Origin of the sequence: Flavobacterium cerinum (genome assembly GCF_024496085.1) — a bacterium.
In the GTDB taxonomy this organism is placed as follows: domain Bacteria; phylum Bacteroidota; class Bacteroidia; order Flavobacteriales; family Flavobacteriaceae; genus Flavobacterium; species Flavobacterium cerinum_A.
This window is the reverse complement of sequence record NZ_CP101751.1, coordinates 225,578-250,039: the sequence shown is the minus strand read 5'-3', so window position 1 is coordinate 250,039 and position 24,462 is coordinate 225,578. Positions and strand designations below refer to the sequence as shown.

The 24,462-nt window shown below is 37.6% G+C and carries 26 protein-coding genes and 3 tRNA genes; 19 read left to right on the top strand and 10 right to left on the bottom strand.

Translation table 11 applies throughout. The annotated features are described in order from the left end of the window. Nucleotides 1–146 precede the first annotated feature (146 nt). Entirely contained in the window at nt 147–857 is a 711-nt protein-coding gene (locus tag NOX80_RS01045) for a murein L,D-transpeptidase catalytic domain family protein (RefSeq protein ID WP_256551489.1), read from the top strand. On the opposite strand, the gene NOX80_RS01040 is transcribed toward NOX80_RS01045, so the two are convergent. From NOX80_RS01040 to NOX80_RS01020, 5 genes are all read right to left on the bottom strand, one after another. Further along, a complete protein-coding gene (locus tag NOX80_RS01040) occupies nt 846–2,408 on the bottom strand; it encodes a L,D-transpeptidase family protein (RefSeq protein WP_256551488.1) in 1,563 nt (520 codons plus the stop codon). The genes NOX80_RS01045 and NOX80_RS01040 overlap by 12 nt on opposite strands. Nucleotides 2,409–2,501: 93 nt before the next feature. After that, nucleotides 2,502–2,939, bottom strand: coding sequence for a GNAT family N-acetyltransferase (locus tag NOX80_RS01035; protein WP_256551487.1), 438 nt, complete (start codon nt 2,937–2,939; stop codon nt 2,502–2,504). 187 nt (nt 2,940–3,126) lie between these two features. Further along, the gene (locus NOX80_RS01030; protein ID WP_256551486.1) at nt 3,127–3,975 is read right to left on the bottom strand and encodes an alpha/beta hydrolase; all 849 of its coding nucleotides are present in this window, start codon (nt 3,973–3,975) and stop codon (nt 3,127–3,129) included. Between the two features lie 6 nt (nt 3,976–3,981). Beyond that, nucleotides 3,982–4,863 (bottom strand): DMT family transporter, encoded by an 882-nt coding sequence (locus NOX80_RS01025; RefSeq protein WP_256551485.1) that lies wholly within the window; start codon nt 4,861–4,863, stop codon nt 3,982–3,984. 73 nt (nt 4,864–4,936) lie between these two features. Beyond that, entirely contained in the window at nt 4,937–5,512 is a 576-nt protein-coding gene (locus NOX80_RS01020; RefSeq protein ID WP_256551484.1) for a Crp/Fnr family transcriptional regulator, read from the bottom strand. Nucleotides 5,513–5,861: 349 nt separating this feature from the next. Here NOX80_RS01020 and NOX80_RS01015 point away from each other — a divergent pair. From NOX80_RS01015 to NOX80_RS01005, 3 genes are all read left to right on the top strand, one after another. After that, nucleotides 5,862–5,934, top strand: a tRNA-Gly gene (locus NOX80_RS01015). Between the two features lie 38 nt (nt 5,935–5,972). Continuing rightward, nucleotides 5,973–6,045: transfer RNA gene (locus NOX80_RS01010), tRNA-Gly, on the top strand. A gap of 35 nt (nt 6,046–6,080) precedes the next feature. Next, a tRNA-Gly gene (locus tag NOX80_RS01005) sits at nt 6,081–6,153 on the top strand. A 55-nt stretch (nt 6,154–6,208) separates the two neighbouring features. Here the strand turns inward: NOX80_RS01005 and pepE are convergent. Beyond that, entirely contained in the window at nt 6,209–6,916 is a 708-nt protein-coding gene (pepE, locus tag NOX80_RS01000; protein ID WP_256551483.1) for a dipeptidase PepE, read from the bottom strand. A gap of 167 nt (nt 6,917–7,083) precedes the next feature. Here pepE and NOX80_RS00995 point away from each other — a divergent pair, with 167 nt between their 5' ends. From NOX80_RS00995 to NOX80_RS00965, 7 genes are all read left to right on the top strand, one after another. Further along, entirely contained in the window at nt 7,084–7,830 is a 747-nt protein-coding gene (locus NOX80_RS00995) for a hypothetical protein (protein ID WP_256551482.1), read from the top strand. A 41-nt stretch (nt 7,831–7,871) separates the two neighbouring features. Continuing rightward, nucleotides 7,872–8,615, top strand: a complete 744-nt coding sequence (locus NOX80_RS00990; RefSeq protein WP_256551481.1) for a carboxypeptidase-like regulatory domain-containing protein — start codon at nt 7,872–7,874, stop codon at nt 8,613–8,615. Further along, nucleotides 8,605–9,396: a carboxypeptidase-like regulatory domain-containing protein gene (locus NOX80_RS00985; protein WP_256551480.1), complete on the top strand. Its 792-nt coding sequence runs from the start codon at nt 8,605–8,607 to the stop codon at nt 9,394–9,396. Before NOX80_RS00990 ends, NOX80_RS00985 begins: the two co-directional genes overlap by 11 nt. Before the next feature lie 15 nt (nt 9,397–9,411). Beyond that, nucleotides 9,412–9,915 carry a DUF6702 family protein gene (locus NOX80_RS00980; RefSeq protein ID WP_256551479.1) on the top strand — a complete coding sequence of 168 codons (504 nt, stop codon included), beginning with the start codon at nt 9,412–9,414 and terminating at the stop codon, nt 9,913–9,915. A gap of 12 nt (nt 9,916–9,927) precedes the next feature. Next, nucleotides 9,928–12,198 carry a M1 family metallopeptidase gene (locus NOX80_RS00975; protein WP_371926068.1) on the top strand — a complete coding sequence of 757 codons (2,271 nt, stop codon included), beginning with the start codon at nt 9,928–9,930 and terminating at the stop codon, nt 12,196–12,198. Nucleotides 12,199–12,304: 106 nt separating this feature from the next. Continuing rightward, nucleotides 12,305–12,604: a Sec-independent protein translocase subunit TatA/TatB gene (locus tag NOX80_RS00970; protein ID WP_256551478.1), complete on the top strand. Its 300-nt coding sequence runs from the start codon at nt 12,305–12,307 to the stop codon at nt 12,602–12,604. Beyond that, nucleotides 12,604–13,173 (top strand): phosphatase PAP2 family protein, encoded by a 570-nt coding sequence (locus NOX80_RS00965; protein ID WP_256553049.1) that lies wholly within the window; start codon nt 12,604–12,606, stop codon nt 13,171–13,173. The genes NOX80_RS00970 and NOX80_RS00965 overlap by 1 nt, the downstream gene beginning before the upstream one ends. A gap of 89 nt (nt 13,174–13,262) precedes the next feature. Here NOX80_RS00965 and NOX80_RS00960 read toward each other — a convergent pair whose 3' ends face one another. Beyond that, on the bottom strand, nt 13,263–13,904 hold the full coding sequence (locus NOX80_RS00960; RefSeq protein WP_256551477.1) for an O-methyltransferase: 642 nt from the start codon (nt 13,902–13,904) through the stop codon (nt 13,263–13,265). A gap of 78 nt (nt 13,905–13,982) precedes the next feature. On the opposite strand from NOX80_RS00960, the gene rlmN reads away from it, so the two are divergent. From rlmN to dnaG, 6 genes are all read left to right on the top strand, one after another. Continuing rightward, nucleotides 13,983–15,032 (top strand): 23S rRNA (adenine(2503)-C(2))-methyltransferase RlmN, encoded by a 1,050-nt coding sequence (gene rlmN / locus NOX80_RS00955; RefSeq protein ID WP_256551476.1) that lies wholly within the window; start codon nt 13,983–13,985, stop codon nt 15,030–15,032. A gap of 271 nt (nt 15,033–15,303) precedes the next feature. After that, a complete protein-coding gene (locus NOX80_RS00950) occupies nt 15,304–16,284 on the top strand; it encodes a polyprenyl synthetase family protein (protein ID WP_256551475.1) in 981 nt (326 codons plus the stop codon). A 136-nt stretch (nt 16,285–16,420) separates the two neighbouring features. Then, complete coding sequence (locus NOX80_RS00945) at nt 16,421–16,981, top strand: RNA polymerase sigma factor (RefSeq protein WP_256551474.1); 561 nt, start codon at nt 16,421–16,423, stop codon at nt 16,979–16,981. After that, nucleotides 16,968–17,675, top strand: coding sequence for a hypothetical protein (locus NOX80_RS00940; RefSeq protein ID WP_256551473.1), 708 nt, complete (start codon nt 16,968–16,970; stop codon nt 17,673–17,675). The genes NOX80_RS00945 and NOX80_RS00940 overlap by 14 nt, the downstream gene beginning before the upstream one ends. A gap of 35 nt (nt 17,676–17,710) precedes the next feature. After that, nucleotides 17,711–18,754 carry a hypothetical protein gene (locus tag NOX80_RS00935; RefSeq protein ID WP_256551472.1) on the top strand — a complete coding sequence of 348 codons (1,044 nt, stop codon included), beginning with the start codon at nt 17,711–17,713 and terminating at the stop codon, nt 18,752–18,754. A 116-nt stretch (nt 18,755–18,870) separates the two neighbouring features. After that, nucleotides 18,871–20,850 carry a DNA primase gene (gene dnaG / locus NOX80_RS00930; protein WP_256551471.1) on the top strand — a complete coding sequence of 660 codons (1,980 nt, stop codon included), beginning with the start codon at nt 18,871–18,873 and terminating at the stop codon, nt 20,848–20,850. Here the strand turns inward: dnaG and NOX80_RS00925 are convergent. Together NOX80_RS00925 and nadE are read right to left on the bottom strand one after the other, a co-directional pair. After that, nucleotides 20,847–21,476: a LuxR C-terminal-related transcriptional regulator gene (locus tag NOX80_RS00925; RefSeq protein ID WP_136402182.1), complete on the bottom strand. Its 630-nt coding sequence runs from the start codon at nt 21,474–21,476 to the stop codon at nt 20,847–20,849. The two genes, dnaG and NOX80_RS00925, sit on opposite strands and share 4 nt — an antisense overlap. Before the next feature lie 77 nt (nt 21,477–21,553). Then, complete coding sequence (nadE, locus tag NOX80_RS00920) at nt 21,554–22,360, bottom strand: NAD(+) synthase (RefSeq protein WP_256551470.1); 807 nt, start codon at nt 22,358–22,360, stop codon at nt 21,554–21,556. Between the two features lie 149 nt (nt 22,361–22,509). On the opposite strand from nadE, the gene gldB reads away from it, so the two are divergent. Both gldB and gldC read left to right on the top strand, forming a co-directional pair. Next, nucleotides 22,510–23,469 carry a gliding motility lipoprotein GldB gene (gene gldB / locus NOX80_RS00915; protein ID WP_256551469.1) on the top strand — a complete coding sequence of 320 codons (960 nt, stop codon included), beginning with the start codon at nt 22,510–22,512 and terminating at the stop codon, nt 23,467–23,469. Continuing rightward, nucleotides 23,469–23,804: a gliding motility protein GldC gene (gene gldC, locus NOX80_RS00910; RefSeq protein WP_256551468.1), complete on the top strand. Its 336-nt coding sequence runs from the start codon at nt 23,469–23,471 to the stop codon at nt 23,802–23,804. Before gldB ends, gldC begins: the two co-directional genes overlap by 1 nt. Before the next feature lie 26 nt (nt 23,805–23,830). On the opposite strand, the gene yihA is transcribed toward gldC, so the two are convergent. Beyond that, nucleotides 23,831–24,448, bottom strand: a complete 618-nt coding sequence (gene yihA, locus NOX80_RS00905; RefSeq protein WP_256551467.1) for a ribosome biogenesis GTP-binding protein YihA/YsxC — start codon at nt 24,446–24,448, stop codon at nt 23,831–23,833. Nucleotides 24,449–24,462: the final 14 nt, after the last annotated feature.

Genomic DNA, 24,462 nt, shown 5'->3' with positions numbered 1-24,462 from the left:
AATAAAAAACGTTTTGATTGTTAAAATGTGATAAAACGAAATTAAAATGTTAAAGTTTGAGGATAAATCATAAAAAACATTTGGTCGTTTAAAATTTATCTATATTTTTGGGCTCGACACACAGTAATATAATTAATAGATTATCAATGATTTATAGAGTTTTACCGGTTATGTTCCTTTTTTTACTGTCTTTTAAGCCAGTAAGCACAAAGGAAACTGACCCGCCAAAGTTAGTAGCTGCTAACGCGAAAGCTTCGTTTGAATTAAAAGTTAGAAATTTATATACAGCGCTGAATCCACAGACTTACGCAATGCCAAGACTGGAAAGTTTTGCAAAAGCATTGGAAGGTTTCTACCAGTTGAAAGAACAGGGCCTTATAAAGAAAGACATTTTGACTTTAATTGACTTTAGTCTGTCATCTACACAAAAGCGACTTTGGGTAATCGACATGGCAACCAATACTATTTTATTACAATCAGTAGTATCCCACGGTAGAAACAGCGGAGACGAATTTGCTACGCAGTTTTCGAATGAAACCAACTCATTTAAGAGTAGTTTAGGATTCTATGCTACCGGTGAAGTTTACCAGGGTAAACACGGTATGTCTTTGCGTTTGGACGGATTGGAATACGGGATCAATGACAATGCTCGTGATCGTGCTGTTGTAATGCACGGTGCTGATTATGCCAATGAAAGTATTATTGCCAGACAAGGCCGATTGGGGAGAAGTCAGGGATGTCCTGCCGTTCCGATTGCCTTACACAAAGAAATCATCAATTTGATAAAAGATAAATCATGTCTTTTTATCTACCATCCGTCAAGAAACTACGAAGCTAAATCAAAGCTAATCTCGTAATTTCTGATAAAGTTCGAAATCAAGATCATAAATATCGTTTCTGAATTCAAGCCCGTCTTTGTCCATCCATGCTGTCCAATACAGCTGATGTACAAAGGTGGGTTTTTTCAATACAATACTCTGCGTTTTATTGGACGCAATCATCTTATCAACTCTTTCTTTTGACCAGTTGTTTTCTTCTTTTTCAAGAATAAAACCGGACAATTTAAAGGGATCCTCTACCCTGATACACCCGGAACTTAGCGCTCTGTTATTAAGCTTGAAATAGTCCCTGTGGTTGGTGTCATGTAAATAAACCAAATGCTTATTGCTGAAATTAAATTTGATCAACCCTAGAGAATTATTCGCTCCGGGCTTTTGAACGTAACGATAATTATTGGATTTGCCGGCATTCCAGTTGCTTGGGCTAACCACATTGCCTTTCATGTCGTAAATTGTAATTCCGGTTGCTGCAAAATAATTCAGATTTCGACTGGCAGACGGCGTTAAATCTTCTTTTAAGATCGTAGGCGGAACAGTCCAGGTCGGATTGATCACCAGATTGCTGAATTTTGATGATAATACCGGAGTACGTCTTTTGGCACGACCTACAACTACACGATGATTTTGAATGGTATCATTATTATTGATCAGATATAAATTAAAATCGGGAATATTAATGATAACATAGCTCTCACCCATATCTCTTGGGAACCAGCGCCAACGTTCAAGATTGGCAATGATTTGTTTTTTTCGCTGTGCTTTCGAAAAATTCATAGCAGCTACAGTCCCTTTTCCGATTACGCCATCCGGTGTTAATCCATGGCGCTTCTGGAATTTTTTTACGGCCGATTGTGTTTTGTCATCGTATATTTTAGTAAGGGAATCCGGTTTTTTATAATCGCCCCAATAAGCCAGTCGTTTTTTGATGTCAATAACAGCTGCATTGGTATCATTAGGAACCAGTTTATCTGCAATTGAAATATTTTTTAGATTATCGTTAGGCATACTCTCGATCTTACGGAGTGCATCTTTTAATCGGGAATACACGATATGATTCGGTTTTAAGGAATCAAGGCTTTCCTGTATGGTATGATTTTTTAAGGCATTTTGCAGTTTGTGATTAAGATCGATTTCTTTAGAATACATATCCCAATCCGAATATAATTTGGTCGGTTCCAGTTTACCGTTGTATAAGTGACCGGCCAATTTGTAAAATATTTCTGTATGCAGAATATCATTGGCAATTAAATCTTTTTCGGGAAGGTTCTTATGGTTGTTTTCCTGATCGGTAAAGAGCTTAATGTTATAATCGTCCGGATTAAGTCCGTCCAGTTCACTATTTTTAATGGATTCTGTCAGTGCTTTTCGATCTTTTTCAATTGTCCATACTGTTTTATACAGGTTGTTTTTATAAAACTGTTTTACGGCATCCGAACTGTTTGCAAAATAAGAGCTGTCAATCGCAACAGCTTCCGGAAAAGAAAGCGGTACTACCTTTATGGTATCTTTCGGTATAATTTGCTCGGCAATAGTAACTTTTTCCTTTTTGTTACATCCAAAAAGAAGCATAGGAACTAGTAATAAGCAGTAGCGATGCAGCATAATTTTAAAATTTATTAATAAGTTATGAAAAAAAGATGACAAGTTCAAACTTGTAGGTTTTTATATCATTTTCCTCATAACAAAATGCGTGCCGATTGTTGGAATGTCAAAGGCATCGCCAATAATTTCATATCCCAGCTTTGTGTAGAATGCAACGGCAACTTCCCTTGCGTTAAACCAAATCAGAGAACCATTGCGTTCTTTTATGCATGCTTCGGCCTCATTAACCAGCCTTTCTCCGTAACCTTTTTTACGGAATTCATCTAAAACAGCCATTCCTCTGAGCTGAAATTGCTCATTTTGAGGAAACAAATTGTGGCGGGAAGCAAAAATGGAGACAATCCCGGCTAGCGTACTGTTGTTATACAGCCCCAAATGGGTTGTCGTTTCCAGATCGTCCCCTTCAAAAATACAACTTTCAACAGGTTTGCCCGGCCTTAAAACAGGCTGGCGAACCTGGAAAGTCATTTTGCTGTTGATTTTTTTTACGAAAACCATCAGAGTGAATTATAATATTTTGACACAGTAATATAATCTATTTGATAGATGCAGAAAAAAGAAAAGAGTTGCTTTAAAAAAATCACTTTTTTTTCAAAAAAGAATAAAATCACAACAGTAGTGTCGTAATCAGCATCTGTTTTTCTGTGTTAATAGTATGTCTCAGATGAAGCAGATATGTATAGCATTATTTTTTAGCCCATTTTTTAAAGGCATTATATACAGCCTGGTGAATAACAGTAGCATGTGTTTCATCCGGCATATAGTCAAAAATAACAGCTGCGTTTTTATCGGTTTTAACGGTTTTGTATAGCGTTTCTACTTCCTGATACATTTTCAGATCTTCTTCTTTGCTTGGAGCGCCGATATATACCCTAACCGGTTTTTTTAGATTTTGATTCAGTAGCGTTTTAGCATTTTTTAATAGTGCTTGTTCGCCCCACCATAAACTCGGGCTGATAATAATATAGTTTTGAAACAAGTGTGGACGTTTTAATAGAATTTCCGTAGCTAATAAACCGGCTAATGATTCACCGATAATGGTTTTTTGTTCGTTTACGCGATAGTTTTTCTCAAGATAAGGCTGTAATTCCTTCTCTAAGAAATCGATGTATTTTTGAGATTCACCATATTGCGGGAAACTACTTTTTTTAAATCCTTCTTTTTCGATAAAATCAGTATTCGAAACGGCAAAAGTAAAATCGCGTCTTCGGTTGGTGTTTTCAATACCTACTACAATGGACTTCGGAAAACGATTGATCCAGGACTGTGTGTTAAATCGTACGATTCCGGCAAGATGGAAAAAATCTTCTTCCACACCACCGTCTAATATATAAATTACAGGATATTTTGTGTCGCTATTTTCATTGTATTCTTCCGGAATATAAATGTTTATTGTTCGGTTTTCGTTTAAAATCGAAGAGGATAAAACGGCCGATGTTCCGAAAGCTATCGGCTGATTTTGGGATTGAGCAAATAAAGCAGTTGAAAGTAACAGCAAGTTTATCAGGAACAGATTTTTTAAAGCGTGTAGCATAATAGACTAAATTGATTTTTTAAAATTAATATTTACCAGTATGACCGAAATCAGAATGATTAGAATGCCGATCCATTGTATTCCGGATATGTTTTCCTGTAAAACAAGATGCGCAGCAAAAACGGATACAGGAATTTCGATACTGGAAATAATACTACCGATTCCGATTCCGGTTTTAGGAATTCCCGCGGTAAAAAACAACGGCGGTAAAATTGTTCCAAAGATAGCCAATAAGGCGCCCCAGTAGATAGCGTTGACGGAAATATTTCCCGGGATAGTGTAATTCCAAAAAACCGAAATCAGAATCAATCCGCCCATAACGAGATACAGACTTCGGGTATAATTGGGAAGTTGTTTTTCGATAGTGCTGGAGGAGTAAATTGATATTGTATACGATATGCCGGCTCCGAATCCTAATAAAAGGCCTTTCCAATCGAGTGCTATATGTTGATTGAAAACTTCGGTGACTAATAAAGTGCCTATAATACAAACTAAAGCACCGACAATTTTAACAAGCGTTGGTCGTTTTTTTTGGAGAAAAGATTCTACTACAATGCTAATCCAGATCGATTGCATAAGTAAGATAATGCCAACAGATACCGGAATAAATTGGATGGACAAATAGTATAATGTTGTGGTCAGACCAAGAGAAGAACCCCAAATAATTAATCTAACTTTAGAAGTAGTCGTTGTTGTAACCGGATGTTTTTTTTTAAGAATTGAATTTACTATTCCCAGAAAAAGGAAACCGATAAAAAACTGGAGAAAAGTAAGAACACTGGTGTGTATTCCTTGTAGGTTAGCATATTTTACAATTGATGCCAAAATGCCATAACTGATTCCTCCGGCGAGCACATATAATAGACCATTTAGTTTTTTTGTATTCATTTGGATACTGTTTTTAAGGCGTAAAATTATCCGAAACAAAAAAAAGAACTGTTTACATTTGTTGAGGTTTGTTTTAATGTTTTAGCTTAATCCGACTTAGCTGAGTAGGTGTAATACCGAGATAAGAAGCGATATGATGTTGCTTTAACCGATTAATTATAGAAGCATGAGAAGTCAAAAAATCAGTATACCGGATTTTAGCATCGTCCGATTTTGTAGAAACCTCCATCATTTCTTTTTCAATGACCCAATTTTTTTCTAAATACTTGATATAGAACAAAGCAATATCGTGTCGTTCTTTTACCAATTGCGCAAACTGATCGGCAGAAATAGTAAAAACAACACTGTCTTCTAATGCCTGAATAGCAAAATTGCTTGGAGTTTTTGTTAATAATGCCGAACTGGAAGCGATAAATGTGTTTTCGGGAAAGAATTTCTTGATAATTTTTTCGCCGTTATCGGTTATATAATAGTAGGCAAAAAGTCCTTTTTCGACATAATAATAGTAGTTTGGAATGCTACCGCTTTTTAAAAGATGAATGTTTTTGGGAACGACTTTTTCCTGACAAAGTTCACATAACGAAAGAATACTGTCAGGAGCTAATAGCTGATAACTTTCAAGATTGGATCGAAATGTATTTGTAGCCATATTATATCGGGAGATTCCTTTATTTTTAGGGGATACTAATTTAATAAAAATGGAAACAGTATTTAGTGTCAGGTTGAAAATAGGACTTTAAACCGGAAAAAGCATCTAAACGAATGGAATTGACGGTTTATGTTAAATCAGAAACTCCGACTGTTCGTAAAAAACATTTTGACGGAATTCTGCTTCGAATAAGTTGAGATGACGGGTAAAATATTGAAAATAAGAATAGTAAAAAGATAGGGTGGAAGCGATGAAAATGGCTGTTCAGAGCCGGTTTTACAGTTTTTTATTTTTTTCTAAAAAAAATTGCAGGGGAGTAAAATTATTAATTATATTTGCACTCACAAAAGCGGAAGTAGCTCAGTTGGTAGAGCTCCAGCCTTCCAAGCTGGTTGTCGCGAGTTCGAGCCTCGTCTTCCGCTCTGCTAAAAACCTGATGGGGTTTTAAAATTCATCATCTGCGGAAGTAGCTCAGTTGGTAGAGCTCCAGCCTTCCAAGCTGGTTGTCGCGAGTTCGAGCCTCGTCTTCCGCTCTGAAAACCTGATGGGGTTTTAAAATTCATCACCTGCGGAAGTAGCTCAGTTGGTAGAGCTCCAGCCTTCCAAGCTGGTTGTCGCGAGTTCGAGCCTCGTCTTCCGCTCTGCAAAACAAAAAAACCGAAACATCTGTTTCGGTTTTTTTATTTTATAGCATTTCTATTTTAAATTACTAAAATCACTTTCCGGTGCCATTTCTTCCGGCTCTTGATTCTGACGGAACAAACGGGCATTTAAATGACCTTTAAGTGTAATTGTATTTCCGCTTACTTCCAGCCAGCTTCCTTCGCGTAATCCTAATACCGGTTGCGAATTAAAATGGTGAAACTCATTAATTCGGGTTTCGCGGGTTTCGCCCATATGAGTTGAATTGCTGTCCGGATCAAGATAATGCGGATTAATATTAAAAGGAACGAATCCTAAAGTTTTAAAGCTCGGCGGATAAACAATCGGCATATCATTAGTGGTTCCCATTGTCAGGCCGCAAATATTACTACCGGCTGAAGTTCCTAAATAAGGAGTTCCGTTTTTTACTGCGGTTTCCAGCGCATCGATAACTTTTGTCTGATACAGTTGGCTGACTAAAAGAAAAGTATTTCCTCCGCCGGTAAAAATACCTTCGGCAGTAGAAAGTGCTTCTGTAGGGTTTTCATATTCGTGAATTCCTTTTACAGCGATATTGATTTTTGAAAAGGCTTCGCGAACCTTTTCGGTATAAGCGTCGTGAGAAATCCCACCGGGGCGTGCATAGGGAATGAATAAAAGTGTTTTTACATCGTTAAAATGAGATGCCAGTGTAGGTAGAAGATAATCGAGATAACTTCCGTTATGAAGTGTTGATGTACTGGCAATTATTAGCTTTTTCATAGTGTTAGGTTCTGTATAGGTCAAAGATACACTTAATTACAAAAAGAAACGGAAATGTGACATTTAGGCTTTTAACATATTTTTACAATGTTGTTGGCAATTAATTGGGAGAATAAGCGAATATTTTTACCCGAAATATTGAATTTTATTAAAGAATATACTTTTGCATGAAACACCTGTTACTCTTTTTTTTATTAATGTGTAATGCCCTGCTTTTGGCTCAAAATGACAAAGAGTTGAAAGGGAGGTTGATAGCGGACAATAATGGTGATGTGGAAAGTATTTCGATAGCTAATCTAACAACTGAAAAACAAGCGCTTTCCGGGAAAGACGGAACATTTAAGATTGTGGCGGCTGTTGGCGATGTATTGCAGTTTTCATCTATTCAATACGGTGAAAAAAAGATGACGCTAAAAGAGATTGATTTCGGAGAGGAAGAACTGGTAGTGAAAATGGTGGCAAAAGTGAATCAGTTAAGTGAAGTGTATATTGGGAAAGGAACTATCACATCGGAAAGTTTGGGATTAGTGTCGCCGGGGCAAAAGAAATACACGCCGGCCGAAAGAAAACTGAAAACGGCCGGCGATTTTAAGCCGATCCATTTACTGAATATATTGGGCGGTGCTTTGCCGTTTGATCCGATTATAAATAAGATATCCGGAAAAACCAAAAGATTAAAAAAGGAACTGGACATAGAAGGGCGCGAATTAATGATGGACCGCCTGAAAGGATGGTTTGAAGAATCGTATTTAGTGAATGATCTTAAAATTCCTGCGGAAAACAGCGATGGTTTCTGGATGTATACAATGGATGATGCCGGTTTTACAAATGCGGTGAAAGCGAAAAACAAAACATTAGCTACGTTTTTACTGACAGAACTGGCTGTAAAGTATAAAAAAATAATTTCTGAATAATGCCGGTTAGAAAAATAGACAGGAGGAGAAAAACTTCACAAATGAATAAGATATTTCCTTTGATTTTATTGGTAATTTCTGTAACTTCATACGCACAGAATACAAAAGTTCTTAAAGGTAAAATCATGGCAGGCACTTCAGAACTGGATGGCGTTCATGTAATCAATAAAAGAACGGAAAAAGCAGTTGTGACAGAAAACGGCGGTTTTTTCACCATTCATGCGCAACCGAATGATACGTTGATTTTTTCGGCAATTCAGTTTAAAGGAAAACAAATACAACTGGAAGAAAAAGACTTTAAGGAAGAGTTGTTCTATGTAAAACTGGAAGTGATGGTGCGACAGTTGAAAGAAGTTGTGATCAATTCTTATGGGAATATTAATTCGGAGAGTTTAGGGTTGGTTCCACGGGGTCAGAAAAAATATACACCGGCCGAAAGAAAATTAAAAACAGCTACCGGAACAGATGCGCAAATCGGTACCAATACCTCTGTAGGTCTTGACCCGATGTTAAATTGGCTTTCAGGACGGACTGCAATGCTGAAAAAAGAAGTTGAAATTGAGAAAAAAGAACTTTTCAGACAAAAACTGGAAGGAATGTACGAGGAAGACTATTTTGTCAAGACTTTAAAAATACCGGAAGAATATGTGCAGGGCTTTATCTTTTATGCTGTAGAAAACGAAAGGTTTACAGCAGCCATAAAAGCGAAAAACAAAACACTGGCCACATTTTATCTGAATGAATTGGCAGTACAATACCGAAAAATAATTACAGATGAAAAATAAACTGTTACTTATCTTGTTGTTTGGGACTTTACAAGTCTTTTCGCAAATCAATACAAGGGAATTATTAAAAGGTCAGGTGCAGATCGATAGTATGGATGTTGAAAATATCACAATCCTCAATACCGCTACCCATGTCAAAACAAACACCGGTAAAATGGGTGAATTTGAGATTTATGCACGGGTAAAAGATACGTTGGTCTTTTCAAGTCTGTCTTTTAGTCCGTTAATGATTGTGTTGGAAAAACGCGATTTCGATATGCAAATCCTGCGCATTCGCCTTACAGTTGAGGTAAATCAGTTAAATGAAGTAATTGTAAAACGTCTTTCCGGTGATCTGGAAAGAGATACCCGGAAATTAAAAGACCGAAGCCAACGGATAGCTGTTTCAGAAAAAATACTGTTTGATACCGATTTTAAAACAGATTACCTTACCCGGCCAACAACTCCGCCGATAATACCCAATATGAGTCCGTTAATGGGAGTAGACTTTATTAAAGTCGGTGAGATGGTAGGACGTTTGTTTAAATCGACACGTAAGAAAGATACCGGTACAGCCACTTTTGTAACCGACAAGATTTTTGCCGATGCTGTTCGGGAAAAACTATCGAATAAGTTTTTTGCGGATGTATTAAAATTCAAAAAAGAGGAAATTGGTCCGTTTCTAACCTATTGCGACCAAGGTACTATTACGCGGGAATTACTAGAACCGCAACACGAATTTGAATTGATTGATTATTTGATCAGTAAAAGTAAAACGTACCGTCAGCAACAAAAGAAATAATACTATCTTTGGTGGATGACAAAGTTTTTGCGACACGGTTTTTTATTGCTCCTTTTGTTGAGCCTGAGTGCTGCCGGCTTGCATAAATTCTATGTTTCCATTTTTCAGATGAATTACGTTCCGGAAAAAAAAGCAGTTCAGATAACAGCCAGAATTTTTACAGACGATCTGGAAAAAGCGCTGGAACGTAAAGCCCGAAAAAAAATCTACTTCGCTACTACAAAAGAAGTACAGGGAACGGAAGAGCTTTTAAAAAGTTACCTGACAGAAAAGCTGCATATTAAAATTAATAATAGCGAAAAACAACTGAAATTTTTAGGTCGGGAAACCGAAGATGATGTAGTAATTTGTTACCTCACAGTTCCGGTAACCGAAAAAATAACATCTTTGGAAATATATAATACCCTACTGACAGAAGTATACCCCGATCAGCAAAATATTATTCATACGAGTATAAACAGTAACAAAAAAAGTCTTTTGCTGACCAATAGTAAACCAAAAGAAATAATTGAATATTAGATTGTTATAACCATGAAAAAATCGGCATCCATTTTTTCAATACTGGCATTGGCTATTCCCTTAATGACCATAGCCCAGGAAACAAAAAATACAGACAAAAAAAGAGAACCCGGACATTACGACACGAATAAGTTCAGCCAGATGTATACTCAGATGGCAACACCCAATATGTTTCGTACAGCTTCCGGTGCGCCCGGACCGGCTTATTATCAACAGCAGGCCGACTATAAAATAAAAGTCGAGCTGGATGATAAAAATACACGGTTAAGCGGAGAGGAAACGATAACCTACTACAACAATTCGCCTGATCCGTTGGATTACTTATGGGTACAATTGGATCAGAATGAAAAAAAATCCGATTCGAAGTCACCGTTAATCGAAAATCAGCGTATGGATGGTGCGATGACACCGGATGGCTTTACTAAAAAATTCATGGAACAGCCTTTTCAAGGAGGCTTTAACATCGAGTATGTAAAAGATGCTAAAGGCAATCCGATGAAACACACGGTCAATCAGACAATGATGCGAATCGATTTGGATAAAACCCTTAAAAAAGGAGAGAAAATCTCTTTTTCGATAAAATGGTGGTACAATATCAATAATTACCGCGTTGACGGCGGACGTTCCGGATATGAACACTTTAGTAAAGATGGGAATAATTTGTATGTAATTGCCCAGTTTTACCCGCGAATGGCCGTGTATAATGATGTAGAAGGCTGGCAAAATATGCAGTTTTGGGGAGAAGGTGAATTTGCCTTACCGTTCGGGAATTTTGAGGTGAGTATAACTGTTCCGGCTGATCACATAATGGAAGCAACCGGAGAGTTAATGAACCGAAAAGAGGTCTTTACCGCTGATCAGCTAAAACGGTATCAACAAGCTGAAAAAGCCTATGATAATCCGGTAATTGTAGTTACTCAGGCTGAGGCCGAACAACGTTCTAAAACATTCTCAGATCAGAAGAAGACATGGAAATTTAAAGCAACCAATGTTCGGGATTTTGCTTTTTCAACCTCAAGAAAGTTTATTTATGATGCGATGGCGGTGAAAATCGGAGGAAAAAATGTGATGGCCGTTTCTTTATATCCGCCGGAAGCCAATCCGCTATGGGAGCAATATTCAACACGGGTTGTAGCCCATACGCTAAAAAGTTACTCAAGCTATACATTCGATTATCCGTATCCGAAAGCTGTTTCTATTTCGGCAGAAGATCAGGGAATGGAATATCCGATGATTTGCTGGAATTACGGACGTCCGGATGAAAAGGGATATGTGAGCGACCGACTTAAATACGGGATGATGGGCGTTATTATTCATGAAGTGGGGCATAATTTCTTCCCGATGATCGTGAATTCCGATGAAAGACAATGGACCTGGATGGACGAAGGTTTAAATACGTTTTTAGAGTACCTTACGGAACAAAGTTGGGACAAAAACTTCCCGTCAAGCAGAGGACCGGCAGCTAAAATTGTACCGTATATGAGTGGTGATCAACGATTTTTAGAGCCTATTATGTCCAATTCGGAGACTATCCATCAGTTTGGTGCTAATGCCTATGCAAAACCGGCAACCGGATTGAATATACTAAGAGAAATCATTATGGGACATGATTTGTTCGATCATGCATTCAGAACCTATGCTAACCGTTGGAAATTCAAGCATCCGACACCGGAAGATTTTTTCCGTACGATGGAAGATGCTTCTGCTGTTGATTTGGATTGGTTCTGGCGCGGATGGTTTTACTCAACGGATTACGTAGACATCGGAATCAAAAATGTAAAACAGTTTTATGTATCGGAAGAACCGACAAAGGAAATGAAAGATTTTGCTGCGAAAAGAGGACGTTTCCTTCAGGATAACGGACCGTTTGTGTACATGGTGTCGGATAGTAGTGAAGATTTTAAACCGGAAATGAAAAAACCGTTTGTGATTCAGGATGTAAAACTTTTAAGTGATTATGTGGAAACCTTGTCACCGGAAGAGAAAAAAGGATTAAAAGCACCGAAATATTTTTATGAAGTGGAATTCGAAAAACCGGGAGGGATGATGATGCCGGTTATCGTTGACCTTGAATTTGAAGACGGTACAACTGAAAATTATCATTTCCCGGTACAAATCTGGCGAAAAGGAAACGAGGTGGTAAAACGAGTTTTTGCAACGGAAAAACCGGTTAAAAAAATACAGGTAGATCCGAAACTACAAACAGCCGATATTGATGTGACCAATAACGTTTGGCCGAAAGAAGCGGTGAAATCTAAGTTTGATCAATTCGAAAAAAAATAAACAGGGCACTCGAAAGAGTGCTTTTGTGTTAATAAAAATCAAAAACCGGAAAATAAAACCGGAACTTTGTAAATTTGCTACTTTATAACTTTCAAACCTGTAGAAAATGTTTGGTATCGGAGGCGGAGAAATATTTCTCATCATATTAGTCGTTTTAATGTTGTTTGGTTCAGATAAAGTGCCGGAAATTGCAAGAACACTTGGAAAAGGAATGGCACAGATCAAGAATGCAACAAACGATATTAAAAACGAAATTCAGAAAAGTGCCGAAGAGAACGGTTTAACTAAAGATCTTGACTTTACAAAAGACCTGGATATGGATCTTACCGGCGGAATCCGAAAAGAGATTGACAAGGCTAAAGAAGATATTGAAGATATTTCCGGACCGATAAAACGACAAATGTAATTTTGGAGCATTTAATTCAATTAGACAAACAACTACTGGTTTTTTTAAATAGCTTAGGTTCCGAACGTTTTGACGGACTATGGCTGATCATTACCAAACAAATTTACTGGACACCCGTTTTCCTGTATGTTTTTTATTTGTTGTATAAAAAACTGGGATGGAAACATATGCTGTTAGTGATTGTATTTCTGGCTTTATTGATCGGATTTACCGATCAGATGACCAATCTGGTTAAAAATAGTGTACAGCGTTTACGACCGTGTAATGATCCGGAAACGAAAGATATTATCCGATTGGTAAAACAAAGTTCCTCTTTTAGTTATTTTTCGGGGCATGCAGCCAATTCATTAGCATCGACCACATTTATAGTGATGATTTTACGAAAGTATTATAAATATGCCTTTTTGTTTTTCCTGTTCCCGTTGATTTTTGCCTACAGTCGTATTTATCTCGGTTTGCATTTTCCGGGAGACATATTATCCGGTTATATTTTCGGAATTTGTACCGGTTATTTGTTTTCAAAAGGATATGAAGTATATCGGAAAAAATATTTTCCGGAGAGTATATAAGTTACTACCTGACAGGTTTCTCAGCAGTTTACGGAAAACCTGTCGGTCTGTAAAACAAACAGGGATTACATTGCGTAATCCCTGTTTGTTTATAATACCCGGCTAACCGTAAGTCCGTCGCGTATCGGTAATAAAACCGTTTCGACTCTTGGATCGTCTTTTAGCAGTTGATTGTACTCTAATAATATCTTGGTGCTTTTGTCATTCGCTTTTACTGTTTCCAGTATTTTACCGGACCACAATACATTATCCGATAAAATAACGCCACCTTTATTCATTAAAGGAACAATTAAATGAAAGTAGTTGATGTAATTTTCTTTATCGGCATCAATAAATACCAAATCAAATTTTTTGTTCAACGTTGGAATAATTTCCAAAGCATTCCCTAAATGTTGGTGAATCTGATCTTTCCATTCTGACTGATCAAAATATTTGCGTTGAAAGTCAAATAATTCTTCGTTGATGTCAATAGTATCGAGAGTGCCGTTTTCGGTCAGACCTTCTGCTAAACAAAGAGCTGCATATCCGGTGTAGGTTCCGATTTCCAATATCGCATTCGGGCGGATTAGCTTGGAGAGTATACTCAAAACGCGCCCCTGAAAATGACCACTCAACATTCGGGGTTGCAGGATTTTTTGATGTGTTTCTTTGTTTAATGCAGCAAGTAAAGCCGGTTCATTCTCAGAATGTGCCGCTACATAATCTTCTAGAGCTTCAGAGATAAAATGCATAACTTAAATTTTTTACAAAATTACAAATTACCAAAAGCAGAAACGATCAATTATACAAATAGTTACTAACTTTGTCCCATGCAAACGGAAAAGAAAGATATTAGAGCGTTAAGCAAAGAACAATTGCGCGATTTTTTTGTGACTCAGGGTGACAAAGCATTTCGCGGCAATCAGGTATACGAATGGCTGTGGAGTAAAGGAGCGCATCAATTTGAAGATATGACCAATGTTGCAAAAGCTACCCGACAAATGTTGGAGGATAACTTTGTGATTAATCATATCAAAGTGGATCAGATGCAACGTAGTGAAGACGGAACGGTGAAAAATGCAGTTCGCCTGCATGACGGATTGATCGTGGAAAGTGTATTGATTCCGACAGAAACCCGGACAACGGCCTGCGTATCCAGTCAGGTAGGATGTAGTCTGGACTGTAATTTTTGTGCCACGGCTCGTTTAAAACGAATGCGTAACCTGAATCCGGATGAGATTTATGATCAGGTCGTAGCAATCGACAACGAAAGTAAATTATATTTTGACCGTCCGCTGTCGAATATTGTATTTATGGGAATGGGCGAACCGTTAATGAATTACAATAATGTAATGAAGGCGATCGATAAAATTACATCGCCGGAAGGTTTAGGTATGTCGCCGAAACGAATTACAGTTTCGACATCGGGAATTCCTAAAATGATCAAAAAGCTGGCAGATGATGAGGTACGATTCAAATTAGCGGTGTCATTACATTCGGCTATTGATGCTATTCGTTCTCAGATTATGCCGTTCTCGGAAAATTTCCCGTTAAAAGATTTAAGAGAAAGCCTGGAATATTGGTATGCTAAAACCAAAAGCCGTGTGACGTATGAATATGTGGTATGGAAAGGAATTAACGATGATAAAAAATCAATTGAAGCATTAGTTAAATTCTGTAAATACGTGCCTTGTAAAGTAAACCTGATTGAATATAATCCTATTGACGACGGAGAGTTTCAGCAGGCATCAGAACAAGCTATAAAGGATTATATAACAGCTTTGGAACGTAACGACATAGTGGTGAAAGTGCGGCGAAGTCGCGGAAAAGATATTGATGCTGCTTGCGGTCAGTTGGCCAATAAAGAAGCAGAAGAATAAAAAAAAGCCCCTCAATGGGGCTTTTTAAATGGTAATAACCATGTAATCTAAAGTGATAATCGAAGTTTCTTTCCGGAATAAGGCTGATTTTTTTTCACTGCCTTGAATGTTGATCAATATAAAATGATAAAAACAGCCTTGTAAATCAGCATGTTTGAAAAAATAGAATATTATTTGATCAGATATTAAATAAGTATAACGTAAAAAATATCGGTTTAGTATAAAAATTATCATTTTTTACTTTCCTCTCAAATTGGTATATTTGAAACCAATGAAAATTGTAGAGCAAATAAAACAACCTATAGGGACGGAGATGGAACTTTTTGAAAAAAAGTTTCATGAATCGATGTCATCAAAAGTTGCGCTACTCAACAGAATTACTTACTACATAGTCAATCGTAAGGGAAAACAAATGCGACCGATGTTTGTTTTCTTAACAGCAAAAATGGTTTCAGACGGAACGGTAAACGAGCGTACTTACCGCGGAGCTTCAGTGATCGAGCTGATCCATACGGCGACATTGGTTCATGATGACGTGGTGGATGATAGTAATCGACGCCGTGGTTTTTTCTCAATTAATGCCTTATGGAAAAATAAAATTGCAGTTCTGGTCGGCGATTATCTGTTGTCTAAAGGATTGTTGCTTTCGATTGACAATAATGACTTTGATCTGTTAAAGATTATTTCGGTTGCCGTTCGCGAAATGAGTGAAGGGGAATTACTTCAGATCGAAAAAGCAAGACGACTGGATATTACAGAAGATATTTATTATGAGATTATCCGCCAAAAAACGGCAACGCTTATCGCAGCTTGTTGTTCTTTGGGCGCTTGTGCCGTTAAACCGGAAGATACAGAAGTGGTCGAAAGAATGCGAAAATTCGGAGAATTGATCGGAATGGCTTTTCAAATTAAAGATGATTTATTCGATTATACGGATGATGCTATCGGAAAACCGACAGGAATTGATATTAAGGAACAAAAAATGACACTTCCGTTGATATACGCTTTAAATAATTGTACTTCTAAAGAAAAAAGCTGGTGTATCAACTCGATTAAAAACCACAATAAAGATAAAAAGCGCGTTCGTGAAGTTATTTCTTTTGTAAAAGAACGAAACGGATTGGTTTACGCCGAACAAAAAATGGTGCAGTTCCAGCAAGAAGCCCTTTCATTACTACAAAATTTCCCGGATTCACCTTATAAAGAAGCTTTGATTTTAATGGTGAATTACGTGATCGAAAGAAAAAAATAATTTTTTTATATAAAAAATCAGTTGTAATTGATTGATTTTTAGTGTGTTTAAAAGAAAAGAGAATTATTTTTGGTAACCGGTACAACCATTCCGGAAGTTTTCCCGTCTATACTTATAGAAACACCTGATATCTATTTTGAAAGTAATCAACTTACATCAGCAAGAAAAAGAACTTATCGCATTGGCGGTCGACAATAATCGACAGGCTCAGCATAAGATATATTCGCTTTTTGCTCCTAAAATGTTAAGTGTTTGCCGTCAGTATTTAAAAGATGTGCATCAGGCTGAAGATATAATGATCACTGCTTTTATGAAAGTGTTTACTAGTTTGAAAACATTCGAGCATAAAGGGAGTTTTGAAGGGTGGATCCGAAGAATTATGGTGAATGAATGCATTTCATATATCCGGGTACAAAAACCGGTGAAATTCACAGAAGATGAGTGTTTTTTCGAAGAGCGCTATAATAATATTGAAAGCCAGTTGTCAGTTGACGATATTCAGTTTCTGATCGACAATTTACCCGATGGTTACCGAATGGTTTTTAACTTGTATGCGATCGAAGGTTATAAACATAATGAGATTGGAAAAATGTTGGGAATAAGTGAGGGAACGTCAAAATCACAACTTTCACACGCCCGGAGAATGTTGCAGGAACAAATCAATAAATTAAAAAATTATCAAAATGGAACCGAATAAACTAGAAGACGATTTCAGAGATAAGCTGAGCAAAAGAGCAATTCAGCCTTCTGAAATGGCATGGGACAGATTGGATGTGATGCTTTCGGTTGCCGAAAACAAAAAACCGAAACGAAATTACAGTTGGTTGTATATCGCTGCGACTTTTATAGGCTTGCTATTTGTAGGGGTCTTTCTGATGAACCGGGAAAAAGAAGTGATCAAGATTCAGGAGAATACGGTTAAGATGGTAGAAAAGCAACCGGAAACAGAAACAGAATCGGGAGAAAACGGAATCATTCCGGAGCCAAAAGAACTTCTTTCGGAAGCCGGTAAAACCGGAGCCGCGACTAACCGGATTGTATCCGAAAAACTGAAAAAAAATGAACTAAACGAAAAAGGCTTTACAGCACCGGAACAAGTGCGGGAAGTACAGGAACCGGAGACCTACATAGCTGAAGTGACACCACAACCAAAAGAAGTCAAAAAAGGAACTTCTACGGTAGATGCAAATGCTTTACTGGCATCGGTGGAAAAAGGGGATACAAAAAGTGTGGTTAAAGTAGGAAGACAAAATGTAAAAGTCGACGCCAATTCATTGTTAAACACCGTCGAAGGTGAAATTACAACAGATTACCGTGAAGGCGTATTTCAAACAATTAACAGAAATTTTAAAACCGTAAAATCAGCGGTAGCTAACCGTAATCAAGAATAAGTCAATCAACAATCGAACCGTTTAAATTTAGAATTATGCAGAAAATTATTTTTTATGTAGTGGTATTCTTATGCCTTGTAGTGACCAAAATTCAGGCTCAGGGCAGCTTTGAAAGTCGGGCTAAATTTATTGCAGCCAATATTGAAAAGATCACCAGAGAAGAAAAAGCAATACTGAAAACAAAGGTGGATAGTATTAATGTTCAGTTGGAACAGAATAAGATTACCCGTGAAGAAGCGGATAAGCAAAAACTGGATGCAGCTAGCTATCATGCAAAGCGAATTGAAGAGCGTGTAGCGCTTGAAGAAGCCAATCTTAATCTTTTGATCAAAGAGCAGGTGGACGGAAAAATAAGTGAGCGTGATACAACGAAAGCGGGTGAAGAGGGTTATTTTGTGTTAAAATATAAAAAAGGTAAAAAGAAATTTAAGCCCGGAGAAAGAAGAACCACGACGCAATTAGTGCTGGCCGGAGGCGTTAATAATGTTGTGACTGATGGTGCGTTGGCTAATTCGAAATTCAGATATTGGGGATCCCACTTTTATGAAGTCGGATTAACATTAAATACCCGTTTATCGAAAACGAATAATCTATTACATGCGAAATACGGATTCTCTGTAGTATATAACAATCTTAGACCGATGGATAATCAGTACTTTGTAAAAAATTACGATCAAACGGAGCTTACATCTTCTTCAGTATGGCTTAAAGACTCCCGATTCCGAAACGTACAGTTGATTTTTCCGGCACATTTAGAGTTCGATTTTACGCCTGTAAAAACAAATGATAAAGGAGAAAAAGTTTTTAGAACGCATCAAAGTGCCCGTATCGGTATCGGAGGTTATATCGGTGCCAATCTGAATACACGTCAGTTTTTGGAATACGACCGCGATGGCTACGATATTGAAGAAACACAAATCAGCGGTTTTAATACGAATAGATTTATATACGGATTAAGTTTTTACGCGGGATATCGTTCTACAACATTATATTTAAAATACGATTTGAATCCGTTATTTAAAGATAATGCTACAAATCAGCACAATATCTCATTAGGATTGCGTTTCGATTTTAATTAAATTCAGGTTAGTTACATACTTTTTTATCAGGTGCCTTTTTGGGGCACCTTTTGTTTGTCGATTGCTAAAGATGTATATGTACAATTTTAATTTCTGTATTGTATCTTTGTCGGACTATGATTGCACAGAATACTATTGAAACCGTTTTCGAAACGGCCCGGGTGGAAGAAGTAATTGGCGATTTTGTCCAGTTAAAACGAGCAGGAAGTAACCTGAAAGGGTTAAGTCCGTTTGTGGATGAAAAATCACCGTCTTTTATGGTGTCGCCGGTTAAACAAATCTGGAAAGATTTTAGTTCCGGAAAAGGAGGTAATGTCGTGACTTTCCTGATGGAACACGAACATTTTTCCTATCCTGAAGCGATCCGATACCTGGCTAAAAAATACAATATCGAGATTGAAGAAACGGAGCAATCAAATGAAGAGCGTGAGGAAGCCAATGAAAAAGAAAGTATGTATCTGGTTTCTGAGTTCGCTCAAAAATATTTCCACAATACACTGATCAATTCTGATGAAGGAAAGGCTATCGGGTATTCCTATTTTAAAGAAAGAGGATTTACAGGAGAAACGATCCGGAAATTCGGATTGGGTTATTCGCCTGAAAGCTGGGATGCTTTTACAAAAGAAGCATTGGGAAAAGGATATCGATTGGAATATCTGGATAAAACTGGACTGACGATTGTTAAGGAAGATAAGCAGTTTGACCGTTTTAAAGGACGGGTGATGTTTCCGATTCACAGTATGTCCGGCCGCGTATTGGGATTTGGCGGGCGTATTCTGACAAATGACAAAAAAGCCGCCAAGTATCTGAATTCGCCGGAAAGTGATATCTATCATAAAAGTAAGGTCTTATACGGAATTTATCAGGCAAAGCAAGCAATTGCAAAATTGGATAATTGTTATCTGGTGGAAGGTTATACGGATGTAATCCAATTCAATCAGGCCGGAATTGAAAATGTAGTGGCTTCATCCGGTACCGCTTTGACTCCGGATCAGATTCGTTTGGTAAACCGACTAACAAAAAATATTACCGTACTTTTTGACGGTGATGCTGCCGGTTTAAGAGCATCGGTTCGTGGTGTTGACTTGATATTGGAAGCGGGAATGAATGTAAAAGTTTGTTCGTTTCCGGATGGTGAGGATCCGGATAGTTTTGCAAAAAAAACACCTTATGAGGAACTGATTCAGTATCTGGATGCGAATGCTAAGGATTTTATTCAGTTTAAAGCGTCTCTTTTAATGCGGGAAGCCAATAACGATCCGATTAAAAAAGCGGAATTAATCCGGGATATGGTGACGAGTATTTCTAAAATACCGGACCGTATCAAAAGGGAAATTTATATTCAGGAATGTTCCCGTATTATGGATATTTCCGAACAGGTATTGGTCGATACATTGGCACAACTGGTGCAGAAAGATGTGACTGATGCCGGAAAAAAATTAAAACAGGAGCAAAAGGAGAAAGTTTTCGAAGTGGTGAAAAATCAAGGCGAAACAGCTTCTAAAATTGATGTTTTATATGAATTAGAGCGAAAACTGATCGAGATTTTGTTGCTTTACGGAAATGAAGTGGAAGAATTTGAGGATGTATTGCTTAAAGCGAATGAAGAAGGGGAAATGGTGGAAGTAAGCGAAATGAATAATTATAAAGTGTACCATCGCATTTACCTGAGTTTACAGGAAGATGAGGTTGAATTAGCGAACGATTCTTTTCGGGCGATCTATAATAATCTGATTGGATATTACCACCAGAATGAAAAATTTGAAATCGAGCAATATTTGATGCGTCTGGAGCCGGAACTGGCAAGAGAGGTAACAAATATATTAATGGAAGAAGAGCGGGAAGCGCTTCACAATTGGGAAGTACAGCAAATCATTGTAAAGCAGAAAAACCAAACGATAAGTCAATACGTTTCAGAAACCATACTGACTTTACGTTGGTTTTTAGTCGACAGAATTATCAATGACCTTAAAAATTCCCTTAGTGCGGAACCGACGGCCGATAATTCAGAAATCCTGATGATGGCAGTGGACTACCAAAAATTGATTAATACATTCTCAAAAAAGCTGGGACGTGTAATGTCACGTTACAGCTAGACAATTTCTAATGTTTTGGCCTTGTTAACCAAGTCTACCAGATTCGTTACATGCAGTTTAGTCAATAGACGTAGCTTGTAAGTACTGATCGTTTTTTCGTTTAAATTCAACAGTTTGGCAATCTCTTTGTTTTTCTTTCCATCGCTTAAATAGCGTAAAACTTCAATCTCACGAGAAGATAATTTGCGGTAGAGCCTGTCTGTTTTTCGTCCTTTGTTGAGTAAGGCAAGGTTTTTACGAACCGCTTCACTAAAGATGATATTTCCTACAAATACACTTTTTATAGCGAACTCCAACTCTTCCAGTTTTGAGTTTTTATGCATATAAGCCGAAACGCCGGCTTTCAATGCATTGGGAGCGTAAATCTGTTCTGCTAAATTTGTGAAAATAACAATTTTAGTATTCGGATATTCTTTGGTTAACGTTTTAACGGTGCTAATGCTGGTCAAACCGTCCAATTCCAAATCTAAAACAACAACATCTACGTTTTTTTTCCGTAGTAATTCCTCCAGGCCATATAAATTACTAACAACTCCGACAAAATTGATCTCCGAATTATCCTTGAAAAAGGATTTCACCCCATACTGAACGACGGGATGATTATCTGCTAAACAAACTTTTATCATCTTCAATAGGTTTTAATAGTAATTATCTGTAAAGTTACTAAAAAAAATATAAACGATTGATAATCAGTGAAAGAAAATTATTTCAAATCTTCAGGGATGTTGCAAACGGGTATTGGGTTCATTTTGTGTTGGTTAGCTCGATTTAACTTACGGTAAATTCCCATGACCTCACGCGTTCTTCCTACAAAATCGTCTTCGGTCTCTCCTTTTTTGTATGCTAGCATAGCAAATTCCAGTTCATCATAGCTTGCACCCAGCTGATCTTCGTCACTTCGATCGTCTCCGAATAGCCCGTCTGTTGGCTTGGCGACGATAATACTTTCCGGTACGTTGAGGTATTGAGCGAGCATACGAACTTCTGATTTCATCAGGTCGGCAATCGGACTTAAATCCACTCCGCCATCTCCGTATTTGGTGTAAAAGCCAACTCCGAAATCTTCTATCTTGTTTCCGGTTCCGGCAACCAATGCACTGTTGAGTCCGGCAAAGTAATATAAGGTTGTCATTCGTAAACGGGCGCGCGTATTGGCTAACGTAAGGTTTAAAATGGCTTCATTGTCGGATGAAGGAACTTGTTGTTTGAAAGTTTCGAAAACGGGAGTAAGATCGGAAACGACACTGGATACATTGGCAAAACGTTGTTTGAGTTGTGTAATATGCTCCTGTCCTCTTGAAACCTGACTCGCGGCCTGGTGAATCGGCATTTCTACGCATAAAGTGGGTAAACCGGTCTGCGCACATAAAGTAGAAGTGACCGCCGAATCAATTCCGCCGGATATGCCAACTACAAAACCTTTAACATGTGCCTGAGCCGCATAATCTTTAAGCCAGTTTACAATATGTGTATTTATTTTTTCAACTTGGAAGGAGTTTGAATGAGCCATATAAATATTATGAAGATTTTATAAAACGGTAATGTATATTTGCAAAAAAATAATTTCGATAAAAATAACAAAAAATTGGCCAGTATTGTTGTAGCGATAGCATCATATTATTATATACGGCTAAAACGCATTTATAAATTCACAGAGGCATGAAAAAATATTTGACAGGGCTTTTTATGGTTTTGGTGCTGATCTCCTGTAAAAAGGACGATAAAGTGGCAAAGGAAGTGGAGAAGGTTCCGGTGAAGCTTGAGATTGAACGATTCGATAAGATTTTCTATGAATCACCGGTTTCTGATTTTCCTAAAATTAAAAAACAATTCCATTACTTTTTTCCGGCCGGAAGACCGGATACGGTGTGGACAAATAAGATTCAAAATCCGTTGTATCGCGAATTATACGGGGAAGTAAAAAAGAAATATCCGGATAATAAGGCGTTCGAAGGAGATTTGGTGGATCTGTTTAAACATATTCAATATTATTTCCCGGAATATAATACGCCAAAAGTGGTGACATTGGTTTCGGAAATGGATTATGAAAACAAAGCAATCTTTACCGATAGTCTCGTTGTCATCTCACTGGATATGTATTTGGGGAAAGATAATCGCTTGTATGAATTTCCGGAATATTATAAACAAAACTTTGAACCGTCGCAGATGATGCCGGACATCGTAGCGAGTCTGGCGGCTCAAAAAATAGCAGTATCGGATGATCGTAGTTTGCTGGCGCAGATGATTTATTTCGGAAAAGAACTTTATATGAAAGATCTGATGTTGCCGGATAGGAGTGATGCGGATAAAATTGCTTATACGGAAGAGCAGTTAAAATGGTGTGAGGAAAACGAATCGGAAATGTGGAAATATTTTGTCAATGAAAAATTGTTATATGATACGAATCCGAAGTTAACACAACGGTTTATTTCGACAGCGCCGTTTTCTAAATTCTATCTGGAAATCGATGCGGAATCACCGGGAAGAGTGGGAACCTGGATCGGATGGCAGATTGTGCGATCGTATATGAAAAACAATCCGAATGTAAACCTGCAACAATTGTTGGCTACTAATGCAAAAGAAATATTTGATAATTCAAAATACAAACCCAAAAAATAATGGCAAAGAATATTAAATCTGAGATAAAAATTCAGGTAGAGTTAGATGAAAATCGCGTACCGGAAAAATTAAAATGGACGGCACAGGATGGCGGACTTGAGGCAGCTGAAGCGAAAGCAATGCTGTTATCGATGTGGGATAGTAAAGCACAGGAAACTTTACGTATTGATTTGTGGACAAAAGATATGCCGGTTGATGAAATGAAGGTGTTTTTTCACCAGACGTTAGTGGCGATGGCGGATACTTTTTACAGAGCTACAGATGATGAAAAAATGACGGCAACAATGAAAGATTTCTGTGATTATTTTGCAGAAAAGCTAGAGTTGACAAAATAAAAAAAGCGGTTTTTAAACCGCTTTTTTTATAAACTATTGTTTTTGAATAAATCGTCATTTACATTGTCGATAAAATCAAGGAGCGGATCTCTTCCGATCGCGTCTAGTGATGAAGTAACAAAATGTTGCGGCATCTCTTCCCAATTGTTGGCAAGTAACTGTTTGCGATAAGCAGCAATATTTTGCTCAATTTTCCCCTTACTGATTTTGTCAGATTTTGTAAATATAATGCAAAACGGCACTTCAATCTCGCCCAGATAATTAATGAATTCCAGGTCAATCTTCTGCGCTTCCAGTCGGATGTCGATTAGGACAAAGGCGCAAACCAGTTGTTCTCTTTGTTCGAAATAATCCGTGATAAATTTCTGGAATGTTTCTTTGGTCTTTTTTGAAACACGAGCGTATCCGTATCCGGGTAAATCGACCAGGAACCAGTTGCTGTTTATTTTAAAATGATTAATCAGCTGGGTTTTTCCCGGTTTTCCGGAAGTTTTGGCTAGATTTTTATGATTGGTCAACATGTTGATCAAGGATGACTTTCCTACATTTGACCGACCAATAAAGGCATATTCCGGTAAAGGTTCCTTCGGGCATTTGCTTACTTCAGAATTACTGATCACAAATTCGGCAGTATTGATTTTCATGGTTTCCGGATTTC